This is a genomic window from Rhodococcus sp. NPDC127593, assembly GCF_042671975.1.
GTDB lineage: Bacteria > Actinomycetota > Actinomycetes > Mycobacteriales > Mycobacteriaceae > Rhodococcus_F.
Genome location: NZ_JBHXWI010000066.1, coordinates 15761 through 28097, shown reverse-complemented (window position 1 = coordinate 28097; position 12337 = coordinate 15761). Strand labels below are relative to the sequence as shown.

At 61.7% G+C, this 12337-nt stretch carries 5 protein-coding genes; 3 read left to right on the top strand and 2 right to left on the bottom strand.

Annotated elements, in window-relative coordinates:
* Nucleotides 1–17: 17 nt before the first annotated feature.
* Nucleotides 18–425, bottom strand: coding sequence for a DUF6283 family protein (locus ACFVJ3_RS40750; protein ID WP_378457462.1), 408 nt, complete (start codon nucleotides 423–425; stop codon nucleotides 18–20).
* A gap of 4168 nt (nucleotides 426–4593) precedes the next feature.
* Between ACFVJ3_RS40750 and ACFVJ3_RS40745 the strand changes: the two genes are divergently transcribed.
* Entirely contained in the window at nucleotides 4594–4821 is a 228-nt protein-coding gene (locus tag ACFVJ3_RS40745) for a hypothetical protein (RefSeq protein ID WP_072951631.1), read from the top strand.
* 1536 nt (nucleotides 4822–6357) lie between these two features.
* Here the strand turns inward: ACFVJ3_RS40745 and ACFVJ3_RS40740 are convergent.
* On the bottom strand, nucleotides 6358–6585 hold the full coding sequence (locus ACFVJ3_RS40740; RefSeq protein WP_378457461.1) for a hypothetical protein: 228 nt from the start codon (nucleotides 6583–6585) through the stop codon (nucleotides 6358–6360).
* A gap of 3076 nt (nucleotides 6586–9661) precedes the next feature.
* Between ACFVJ3_RS40740 and ACFVJ3_RS40735 the strand changes: the two genes are divergently transcribed.
* Nucleotides 9662–11281, top strand: coding sequence for a ParB/RepB/Spo0J family partition protein (locus tag ACFVJ3_RS40735; RefSeq protein WP_378457460.1), 1620 nt, complete (start codon nucleotides 9662–9664; stop codon nucleotides 11279–11281).
* Nucleotides 11282–11399: 118 nt separating this feature from the next.
* Entirely contained in the window at nucleotides 11400–12257 is an 858-nt protein-coding gene (locus ACFVJ3_RS40730) for a ParA family protein (protein WP_268793044.1), read from the top strand.
* Nucleotides 12258–12337 lie beyond the last annotated feature (80 nt).

Genomic DNA, 12337 nt, shown 5'->3' with positions numbered 1-12337 from the left:
CGCTCAACCGTGCGGGTCTATCCGGCCTTGCGTCGTGGCCACTTCGTCGTATTCTTCGTACGAGTCAAACAGGTCCGGCCACCCGTCTCCCGTGCCAACGCCGCGGGGTCCAGCCGGCCACGAATCACAGAGAGCCGCACTCCGAGGTGCTCGATACCGGCAACCGCGAGCCACCCTGCACACGCTTCTTCCTCGCCCTCCGCCGATTTGTGGCACGCGAACATCGCAGCATCGACTGCCGCCTCATGACCGGGGCGTCCCGATGCGGAGGCAAGTTCGTCAAACCGCTCACGACCGAATATCCCTGGGGCGACATCGCGGCGCCACGGGCAGTCCGCGCAGGGGTACCGCCGGTGCGGCAACCCCAAAGGCCGCTCGCAAGAAGCAACGGCTGGCGCCGGTGATGCCTTCTCGGTGGGGATCATGGAGACCATTCTCGCGGACCGAAACCGCCGCGGTGTGGGCCGAGCTCCGATCTGGCGCCGAAAATGCAGCGGCCCGGCCGCTCTCGTGGACCTCGGTCGATTAACGCCTCGGCTGTCGCGGCCTCTCAGTCGTCGACCACATCGTGGGGTTGATCGGCGATGCTCCACCGGCGACCGTGTCGGTAGCGGGGCCTGGATCTCCTGCTCTCTCGCAGACAGATCCGGGTCTCGGTCAGCGGATCAGGCCATTCTCTTCTTGTATGCCTCCTGCGAAGGGCGTCGGCTGTGTGTGGCCGTAGCGCCGGGAGCGGTCTGCAGATCGTCGTTCTTTGCATTCACCCGGTGGGTCATGCTGATCTTCGTGGCGCGACCGAGGGTCAGCCTGGGCCGAAGAGCGTGAGGATGCCGTTGCTGCGACCACCGCGCGTTCCTTCTGCGTGTAGCTGACAGCGATCGAGTTGCGAGAGCACGAAAGTGATTGGTCTGCAGAAACGTTCGTGGACGTGGCCTTGAACTGCAGAAGCCACTCGGCCTACAGACACGGTCAGCTGTCGGCTGGTTCACCATTCTCGCCTGGGTTCCCGATACGCGATGAACCGTTTGTGAGCGCCCAAGAAATCGTGTGTGGCGTACGACACACTCTTGGGATCGGCGGTTTCGGCATCATACGATCTGGATTGCACCGGCTGACCCGATGTGCAGGCCGCTGGTGTCGCAACACCGTGAATTGAATCCTGTTCAGTCAGTACGGTTCGCGCTGCTTGACCGATCCTCGACTGCCGGTGTCGCGGCCCCGCCGTCCGCCAGCTCCGGCGGGGTTCCGCGTGGTTCGACCTCGAAGCTGCTCGCTTCGGCCACGATGCGACGCGGTGACGCCAACGAGCCCATCCGCATCCGACGCGTGAACTCTGGCAACCTCCACTGACTTGCGAAGCTACAGCCTCACGGTGATCGGCGGGTGCGGACCATGGGTTCTTCGTCATCGAATTTCATTGCAGTAGAAGTGTTTTAAATCGTTCTCACCGCGACTACCTCAGCGCACACTTGGTCGATCATATATAACCGGCGACCAGACGGACACGTAAATCTTCATTCGCGCGACCCCTAACCTGCCCGACCTCCGTCTGCAAGGGCTAGGGTCGTCGCCCCGACTGCAGTTTGCTCACGAAGGCCCGGAAATTGCCTCAGTCCCCGACAGTCTCTTGCTTTGGTCGCACACGTGGTCCACCCATTTGCACGTTCATAACGAAGCGGGAAGTGTCGGATCCGTATTGAACCTCCCTCAACCACACCAGATTGGCTTACTCACGACGTTGCGCATCCACCCCGCACCTTTGGGTGATGCACGGTGCATCACCTGACGTTCGGGTGATGCACCGTGCATCACCCGAAGACAGTTCTGAGGTAGTCGCGAAGGTCCCCGTGCAGTAGGCGTGGACCTCTGCATCGAGCCGTTCCCGTACACCGCCGAGAAACTCGATACGTTTGTGGAATGCATGCCGACGCTACTTGCCTCCGTAAGATCGTTGGACGTTCGCTCGACACCCTGTCAATCCTGCGATCTGGCGAGGAAGGCGGGCCGCCTTTCCTGCCCGACACCATTCTCCAAAACCTCGGCTGCTTGCCCGGATCCGGTTCACCTCACCCCGAAGCAGTTCTGCACCCAGCATCGAGTGCCGCGGATGGCGCAGGCCGGTCGGGCACCGCCCCCGCTCCATCGGCCTCATTTCCGACGGCGGCGGTCCGCACAGGTAGTGGATCACTGACGGCCGCTCCAACAGGACTCGGGCATTTCCCACGAATTCCAAACCATGCAGCCAACGTCCGTACCCGGCCGGCTCGCTCGGAGCACCATAACGATGACACGGGCCGCCTCCGGTTCTAGGGAAGACGGTGAGCATTCTTCGCCGCCCATTGCGGCGAGGCACGAGCGACGTTGACTGAAACTAATCCAGCTAAAGAGCATCCGGCCCCTCGCAGCGCTGATCGAGCCGAAAGTCAACCGTCGATCAATGGGATGTCCAGGCTTGACGAGGCCGTGCGGGTGTTCGCGTGGAACGGAGAAATCCCGGGCTGCGCACCCCGACGACCTCGGCGAGCAGCACAAGGAAGGCGAGACCGCATGCTGAGGCGTATCCAACCGACGACGCGTGTTCAGTGACCTCATGGTCCCTGCTCCGTCGAAACGGTCGTCACCGCCCTTCGCGAAATCAACGGCAACTCACCAATCCTTCGCATCGGAGTCGCAACACCACGACGCCCTGAGGATGGACCCAACTTCGGTGATGCACCGTGCATCACCTAAGGCGTACACCACCCCGGCCCGGGCCAGGTCAATCTCGCCCGATCGACGCGAGGTCCACACCCACCCGTGATGCACGGTGCATCACCGCAGTGGAGTCGCGATCAGGCCAGCTCATCGCCTGCTTGACCGATACGCGCGTCAGTTTGTTGTCGATGCCCTCGGTGAGGCACGGTGCATCACCGAGAAGTGACACAACCGGTTCCAAGCCGCAAGTGGCAGTGTCGGCGATAGGTCGCGGCACCGGGCGAGGTGGACAGGGCAGGGCACCCCACCGATGATGCACGGTGCATCACCGCAGTGGAGTCGCGGTCACGCTGGCTCGTCGCCTGCCCGACCGACGCGCGCCAGTTCGTTGTCGGTGCTTCGGTGATGCACCGTGCATCACCTGACCTCCGGGTGATGCACCGTGCATCATCATCGATTCCCCACTGGGACCAAGACCGGTGCAACAACATTCGCTGTGGCGCGCAATTCGTCGCCGAGAAGGGGTCAGCGTCACTATCTTCGGCCTCCAGCAGACCGAAATGCTGAACTGACCAAAAGATGCAACTCTTCGAGATCTGGATGTTGACGAAGTTTCGCGAGTAGTGGCGCGGGGAACGAATCCAGGACTGCCCAACCGGCTTTGACGACGCGATCATGTCTTCGTATCGCCCCTAACCGCACCGCCTCAGCCACTGTTGCGTATCATTCCGTCAGATAGCGGCGCTCCTGCCCGCAGCGATAGTCGGCCGGTCACCGACAATCACGACAACTTCCTGTGCCGCCAGACTGCATGTGTCGTAATTTGCCGTCGGTCGGGGGTGAACGCATTCTTGTCCGCGTGAGCTCCCCGTCTCTTGACTGGACAATTCGGCGGACGACTGAATCGTGAGGTATCGAACTCGTGTCTTGCGAATATGACTGGGTCGCCAGTGATCATTTCGCAAATCCTCGTTGGCCCGGCCCAGGCCAACGAGGACCCGACGAGCCCAACCATCCTGACGGCATTGCTTGCTCTGCGTGAAGTGCAATCCGCATCTCTGGCGTTGGGGGGCTCAACAGTATCGGGCACGAGATCGCGCATTGTTCGCTCGTCCAAATATTGGCCGTCCCGGTACAAGCCACGATCGCATAGACCTGAAAGTCAAGATGGTCGAGAAACGAACCCGCGCCGATCATCATGACCATGAGATGGCCGCGGCTGACATGGTTGGAAAGGCTGGCAAAGAATCTCGGTGAGTTGCGGGGTTCATCGTGCGCATTTCCACTACTTCGTCCCAATCGGGTCTGTGTAGCGCGTCGGCAGTAGGCCAATTGGGGTGTCGGTGTCACCCAACTGATTGAAGGTCGTCGAGGAGAGGTGACTCTTTTCGATGGCGTCACAGAATTCAACTCCTGCGAAGAACCCTTGGCAGTCGGGCTGTGATTCGTGCCGGCGATTCCACGTCTCGCTCAAATTGCTCTCTCCCTGCTTCGCTGGCACGCCGATAACGGATGGGCCAGAAGTCCTGCAAAGAGGTCGGATCTGCGGATATGGCGAGGTCAGAGATTCGTCTATGGGGAGGGTCGGTGACGTCCGTGGCGGGAAAGTGTTGTGCGCGGCTCCCGATCTCTTGTTGTCGCGAAGCGGTGTAGTTGTACGTAAATCGCTGTACCACACAGATTTTGATTCATCACGTGACGTTTCTTGGGTGGTGTGATTGCCTACGGCCGCACCGCAAGATTTGATCAGATATTTCTTCAGTAGGCAGGGTAGCGATCGCATACGATTCGGAGCCAGATTCACGCCTGGAGGAGGGCCCGACGCGTCATTTTCGAGTTTTATTTAACTCGGCGTGTCGCTGCGCGGTTTAGTTAAACCCAAAGAGCAGGATTTAAGGCATGACAACTCGGAAAAGTCGGGGCGGGCGCCCAGCCCGCGACGTCGCCGTTCGCCATATCGGGGTTGAGTTCCCCGCGGAGATCGCCGACCGGATTCTCGCACCGGTTGACGATGGTCGTGTCAAGACAATCACCGATCGGATGATCGCGCTGATTCAGCTGGCACTCGAGAACGAGCCAGCGATTCCGGCGCAAGCCAGACAGGAAGAGTTGCCGATGACGGGCTGAACAAAGCCCAGAAAAGGCGAAACCCCCCTTCGCTCGCCAGCTCCGGGGGTTCCGCTCGTCGTACAAACCGCCACGCAAGGGAGGAGGTCTGCCTTCTATGAGTATAGGACGCGCGATTCGTCGTGCGCACGCGACACGACGTGATATTGGTGTCCGCAACGTCTCATCTCAGCGCCAACGTGACAATTCCGTGAGCGCAGACCTTATGTCGACACCCCCTTCCGGCGTATACGCATGCCGTGAGGGGGTGTCGATTCCACTAGCGAAAACGTCGGTGGGTCCCACCGTTTCCGGATGAGACCCACCGCCCATATTTGGCCGTTCCAACACGACCGCTCCTGTGATTGGCAGTCCCGCGAGCAGTCGTGTCGATACCGTGCGCTCTTGTCAGGGTAAGCCATGTCCTGCTGGTGATGCCAGCGACTCACGGCAACAACCTGGTTAAGGGCGCGTGAAAGGCGCGTCATGCACCCCAATTCTGCGGCTCATGCGGCCGCATTTTCCGTCGACTCTGTCCAGATCACCCCCGTTGGCGAGGCTTCTACGACCAACGACACCGAATGGGACGCCCTCGTCTCGGCCGCTGTCGAACGGGTCAATCAAGTCGAGCAACTCAACGCGGAGAGTGAGCAGCGGGGCCGGTCCTGGTCGTTACCCGTCGATCCCGGCCGACAAGCCTCAACACCAGCATGGACCGGGCGTTCTGCCTGGCAGCTCCAGGTCCGCAATGTGTTGAACTCTCCTACTGGGCGTGACGTTTGCCGGCGATGCAAGGTCAGCACAGAGTTCGTCTTCGCTGTGGCCGTGACTATGGCCTCGTTCGCAGAGCGGTCAACGGGCCGGCGCGTATGCGCCGCACGGGATACGATCGCCCACCGCAGCGGAGTCAGCGTGTCAGTTGTGAAACGCGCGAGAAGGGCACTTCAGACGCTTTCTGTCGCCCGCGAAATGGTACGAGGGAGGTACCTGAGAGCTGACGAATCGTTTGCTGCTGAATCTCATCACGGGCGGATTCAACGTCGTGCGGCGTCAGTTTGGGCGCTGACGTCGCCGAAATCCCTGGTCATCGCCGCTGGGCGCGCGGTGAAAAAGCTCTCCAAGAAAGTCCGACGTTCCGAGAAGGCGACTCACTCAAGTTATCCCCAGCTGCGCGCTCGTGGCCCCCTATCCCCTTCTAGGGGATTTAAGTTGTTATCTCTTGTTAGAGAACTATCACCAAAACGCGCGCGAGCGCGCGCGGGCGAGCAATCGGAGAATTCACAGACCTCGACACGACAACCTCGGCCCATCGACCTGCAGCGCACCGCCGCTGAGCTGCTCGTTCATGCACCAGCATTCGAATCGGCTGGGCACATAGGGGCAATCTGCGAGGTCCTTGCGAGTGCTGGCATTGACGGGAATCGCTGGCGCGGGCGTGACATCGCCGCTGAGCTCACGCGCAACACCCAACAGCGGGGCTGGATTTGGCCGCAACACATCGACAGGCCTCTTGGATACCTCCGGTGGCGGTTGACTCAGATCGATTGGACCCGCCCCTCACCATCTGAAATGGCCCAAAAAGCGGCCCAGGAAGCCCGTCAGCGCATTGTCGACCGCGACGCGCGTCTCAGTCGCCGCGATCGTGTCATGGCGACTCCTGGGCACCGTGAGCGGTGCAAGCAAGCCCTTGCGTCGAAGCTGCTTGAGCGCCAAAAGGCTGATGCACATCTCTGAACACTGACGATCGACTGAGGCAGAGAACCATAGCTTCTGCAGAGCAGCCATTCGCGTGGCGATCGAGGGCGCGGGTACAAGCGTGGTGTTAAGCGATGGCGCAGGGAGTCATGCCCCGCAGCGAATAGCGATCGCTGCGGCCGAGCCTGATCTGCATTCCAGGTGCCGGGCCTACTCCTGCGATGCGGGTCTGGCGGGACGGCGTATCCAGTCGCCGGGTCGGTGTCCGTTCTTTGCCCGGTCTAGTTGCGTCCATCGCCCATCGCCCATCTCACCGCTCCACGTGGTGCCCACTCCGCGGACGGGGGAACAGGTTGAGCGTGTTCCTGCGCTGTTGACGCCGCGTTCGTGTTCCTCCGTCGCTGACCCAAAGGCCCGCACCAGGTCGCGGGCATCGCTCTTGGATGAAAGTGAGCGATCGCGGGAAGCCACATGCTGACTACGGACTCCCTTGGGTTGGATGGGATACGTCGTGGTCAAGGATCTCTTGTGCGGCAGTAGGGATCCGGTCGTGCCCGAGAGTCTTTGTGCGGACTAGCGGTCTTGCAATCTGGTGAGAGCGACTTGGCCACAGTGCCCTCGGATTCGTTCCGGACTTAAGCGAAGCGGAGGATTGGCGTCGAGGACGAACTGAAATGAGATGAAGCAACACAGAATGAGTCAGATTCAAACGCGGCTCCCCACTGTCTTGTCAGGCATTTCACTGGTGCGGCCTTGGTGGGTTGGTTTGTGAGCCATCAATTTCGGACTGGCACACCTGGGCGCCGCACGCGATCGGTGCGGGATCTGTGGGGCGATGGGATCCGGCAATCGGATCTCAGGCGATCGTTCGCGCATTTGTGAGATACGACGCCCTCTCCGCAAAGATGGGGAACCGTAGCCGAACTCACGCCCCCCCCGGACGTTTCGCGCGGCATCGAGACGCAATGGCTGGCACTCCCGCTCCATAACTTTCAACCGGTGAGTGAATGCATAAGCCCACCAGGACCCTGCGGAATCGTGAGGGAAGTCAGCAGCCTCAATCACGTTCGATGGCCACCCGGCGCTTCTGGACTAGGGTTGACGGCGCTTGGGTGCGCTGCGGCTGGGCGAAGCCGCGGGACCTCACGTCAGTCCTCGGATCCATGTTCTGAAGTTGTTGAGCTGACCCGCATAGGGGTGATGCACCGTGCATCACCCCTATGGTTTGACCAGACGAGGCGGAGCCATTCAGGCAGAGGTAGACCGAATGCTGGCTGAAGCGATCGCTTAATCCCCCGTCGGGTTGATCGGGCAGGAAGGCTGGCCCGCGGGCAGGAGCGCTCCGCCACTCGATGAGCCGCGAGGCGTATGCGCGCGGTAGTGAGGTTGCCCCGCCTCTTGAGTGACGATAGGAAGGTGGAGCGCCGCCTCATAGTGGTTGGGCTCAAGTCGGGCATTCGGCGCAGAAACGAATCCGACGGGCACACCGGATCCGCAACCTGATTGCCGATATTCTTGACCGAGGCCAGGCGAGAAGGTGCACTGAAGGTTACAAAGGCCGCCCTGGCCAGATGGACAGTGTCCGTTAGCCTGCTGAGCCATTAGAGCGAGCTCCCTTGGGTGATGCACCGTGCATCACCCAAGCTTCGATCGAGCGACGCTCCCGTGAGCACTCGCTAGTCAACGTGAAGTCCCATGAGGTGACCTACGACGGTATCTCTCGTTTTCGTGAGTAAGTCGCCACACGCCCACTGTCTCCGGTGCCGTCCAGGTTCGGTTGCGCTGCTGGCGAGAACGGCCTCACCAAGGAGAATCAATTCAGTGGAGTCGGGGAAGCGTCAAAATGTTGGAGCAACACCGATGCGGCGGGGCGGGGAATGACACGCCGATCGCAGGAGTGCCGACCTACGCGCGGGGCCATTCACCGCATCTCAGCGAGGACCCAGTTAGCTAGCCATCGGAAGGACGCTAGCCCCAACCGGTCCCGGTCCTCAGCGGAGGTGTCCCACGAGGCGTACCCAAGCGCAATCCTCCTCGACGCTGACACCGGCCCCGCACGAGCGTGCAGAGTGCCTTGCTGTGGCGAACACACACGGGCCGCCATGAGAGGTCGGCAGTGAAACGCCTCGCCCGAGCGCCGACTCTGCGCCGTCCTAGCCACCCGCGGCTGCACCCTGATGTGCCGCCAATGCGGTGATGCACCGTGCATCACCGAGGGGTGTGGCACCCCGTATTGCCCCGGCGGTGTTGACTTGGCCCGGTTTGGGATGGGTCGATCACGCCGGTGATGCACGGTGCATCACCGAAGGCATCGACAGCGAATGGACTCGGCCGCGCTTATCAGTCGCGTAGACGACGAGCCGGCCAGATCGCGAGTCCTCCGCAGTGATGCACCGTGCATCACCCGGAGGTCAGATGGTGGTGATGCATGGTGCATCACCGATGGAGGAGTGAAACCCCGCCTTGCCTGGGCGGCGCTGCGGTCGACCGCCACCTCCGTCTCGCGATGTCGACTTGGCCGGTTCGGCGTGTGCGCTGCGCCTTCGATGATGCAAGGTGCCTCACGGTGAAGCCCCTGTGAGGTGGTATACGAATTGTCGCGTGACTCCCCGTGGGGTGGTTATGTGGTCAGCGTTGCGTGGGCTCTCCTGTTCGGGTTCCGTAGGGGCCGTGTTGTCGCCGTGGGGGCGGGTGAGGCCGTCGAGGCCCCATCGCCGGCAAAGTGCGGTACCCCGCTCGCCCGGATGCCGAGGCACTTTGCCGTCACAGGTACCCCGCGGCTTGCAACCTGATTGTGCCGCCAATGCGGTGATGCACGGTGCATCACCGGCGCGGTGTGGCACCGCCGCGGTGTGGCACCGCCGCTTCGCCCGAGCGGTGTTGGCTTCGCCCGAGCGGTGTTGGCTTGGCCCGATCGCTGCGCGAGGGTCTCGCGGCGCGGTTTGGGATGCGTTATGCCGGCGATGATGCACGGTGCATCACCGGCGCGGTGTGGCACCTGCCTTGCTCCTGGGTGTGGATTTGGCCCGGTTTGGGTGGGTTATGCCGGCGATGATGCACGGTGCATCACCGCATTGGCGACACGCCGCCGGAGATATCAAAGGAGGCAGATCGTTCCCAGTACGCTCCATCTAAATACATGCAAAGCATGCACTGAGAATGGAGGATGATGAACGCCGGAGTGACATCCGAAATGGTGGCTGCCAGTCCATCGACCGGTCCGGCCGCGACCAAGCGAAAGCCAGCCGCGCGCAAGCCGGCAGGCAGGAAGACCGCGAGTCGGTTCCGAAAGTTCGCCGGCGGCGAAGAGAGTGAGGAACTCGCGGCCGCTGCCTCCGGTGATGTAACTACTACGCAGGCGAACGGTGATGCAAACTCGGGCGGCATCACCGCCGCGCTAGTCGGACTGGCTGCAGCCGACGGTCAGACCGTTGTGCAGGTTCCAGTTCTCCAGACTGCCCCTCACCCGTTCAATGACCCGGACAGGTCTAAGCCCCAGACTGGCGACCCGAAGTGGGATGAGCTGGTTAATGGGGCCAGGGCAAACGGCATCAAGGTTCCCGCGCTGTTGGTAACGCGCGAGGGATTCCTCACGGAGCGGCCTGACCTCGCTCACGCTATTGGCGACGATGCCGAGTATGTGGTCATTTATGGGCACCGTCGTCGTGCGGCCGCTATCGCAGCCGGCTTGGCAACGATTCCGGCGGTAATTGATGACGCCGTGATGGATGATCACGGTGACCTCGATGCCATGACGCTGGAGAATCTTGGGCGTCAGGACCTTTCGGAGCTCGCTGAGGCTCAGATGTTCGCTCGGTATTCCGAGTTGGGGTTGTCTCAGCGTGCGATCGCAGAGAAGCTCGGTGTCGACCAGGCAACGGTGTCCAGGCGGCTGTCGTTGTTACTTCTTGCCCCCGAGATTCAGACCGCGATTGCGGAGGATGCGATTCGTGGCGCCGAGGGTGCGGCGTTGGCGGGGGCGCTCCCCTACGGTCCTGCTCGAAGCTGGCAGAAGAAGGCGGACCCGACTCAGGGCACGGATGCCCGTCGTGCTGAGCAGCTCGCGGCGTTCGCGCTGATTTCTGATCGTGGAATGAGCCCGACGCGTGCCGCTGAACGTGTGTTGACCGAGCGGAAGTCGCGGGAGCAGGCGTTGGCTGCGGGTCTTGAGATTGTGGATCCCCGCGAGCGGTTCGGTGATGGTTTCCATGAGCATCGACTGTTCGAGGTCTCCGATGTCGATCTTGCGAGTGCAAACCTTGTCGGTGCGATCGATTCCGGTCAGGGAACGCTCGTCTTCTATGCGATCGACATGCCCACAGACGAGACCGAGGATGCCAGCGAATCGGCCGCGAGATTAGAAGCGGAAGCACGGACGGCGGCACAGAAGGCTCGTCGCGAGGCGGGCAAGAAGCTTGTGGCCTCTGTTCCTCCGCGGGAAAAGTTGGTGACCTACTTCATCGACCAATACGCCTACGGTGTTTCCGCGTTGGCGACGAGCGCGGAGGGGTGGCGCCTGGCGCAGGCGTTTATGCGGCTGGAAGGTCTGGACGCGGGCGAGTTCAGGATGAGCGCCCAGAACGGCGACGAGAAGCGCCGCAGTGAGATTGCCTGGGCCTGCGCGGTCGCTGGTTACGAACTTGCGGCAGCGAATGACTCTCGGGAGTGGGGGGCTTCGGACCTCACGTACTTGGAGTTGTTGTCCGAGCGCGCTGGGTACCGGCCGACCGCGTGGGAGGAAGCTCGCATCGATGCTGCGCGCCGCGAGTTGCGTGACGCCGGTTGATCGGTGATGCACGGTGCATCACCGAGGTTCGTAACTCGTTCCGCCGGGTGATGCACGGTGCATCAACCAAAGAGGCGACATCAATCCAATTCAAGACATTCAACCGCAAGGAGTTCCCGTGGCTACCTACGCAGTAGCAACCCTGTCCGGCAGTGCCGGCAAAACCACAACGGTCACCTCGACTGCCACATTGCTCGCTCAGGACGGATACCGCGTCCGGGTTCTCGACATGGACAGTCAGGCAAACGCGAGCACGTGGCTCGGGTATCCGGAAGCATCCGGTAAGACCGCCGCCGACGTGCTGCGGCGCAACGCTTCTATCAAAGAAGTCGAGCGCCCAGCACGGGTGTTGCGGGGATACGACGAAGGCGACCAGCCCGTATATGAAGAGATCCCCAACCTGACAATCGTGCCCGCCGCACGCGACACACTCGACAAGTTGATCGTGGAGTTGCCTGCGGTGACGGGTGGTGTACTTCACCTGCGTGACGCCCTGGAGGAGGCGGATCCTGTCGACGTTACCTTGATTGACTCCCCCGGCTCCCTGAATGTTCTAGTTATCGCCGGCATTCTCGCGACAACCGTCGATGAGGAGGGGCCTTACGGTTCGTGGGGTTTGATCACGTGCACGAAGCCCTCCGGCAAGGAGAACGAAGGCATCCCGGCGTTGGAGCAGGAATTGCGGAAGATCAAGCGGACTTACCGCGTCGACGTTCCGCTGCTGTCTATCGTCCCCTGCGCGGTGCCGCCGATCGGTGACGTCTACCGTGAGCAGATGGATGATCTGCTGAGCGAGTATGCGGACAGGGTTACGCCGCCGATCCGTCGTGCGAGCATCGTGGATGAGGCTTACACGAACTATGTTCCGGTGCCGATTTACGGTTACAGGGCAAAGACGGTCACCAGCGACTACCGAGCTGCGCTGACTCATATGCAGAAGCTGGGGCTGTTCGGACAACGGGCAGTGGTCGCGTAGGGGCTGGAGGCCACCTGTGGTGAACGATGTTGGGCGGCACATGCGGCCTTCGCGTGGGACGAGCACAGTCAATGTGCCCC

Excerpts from the sequence above, each read along its gene's own strand:
- ACFVJ3_RS40750 (WP_378457462.1), bottom strand. The coding sequence starts at position 425 with ATGATCCCCACCGAGAAGGCATCACCGGCGCCAGCCGTTGCTTCTTGC.
- ACFVJ3_RS40745 (WP_072951631.1), top strand. The coding sequence starts at position 4,594 with ATGACAACTCGGAAAAGTCGGGGCGGGCGCCCAGCCCGCGACGTCGCC.
- ACFVJ3_RS40740 (WP_378457461.1), bottom strand. The coding sequence starts at position 6,585 with ATGGCTGCTCTGCAGAAGCTATGGTTCTCTGCCTCAGTCGATCGTCAG.
- ACFVJ3_RS40735 (WP_378457460.1), top strand. The coding sequence starts at position 9,662 with ATGATGAACGCCGGAGTGACATCCGAAATGGTGGCTGCCAGTCCATCG.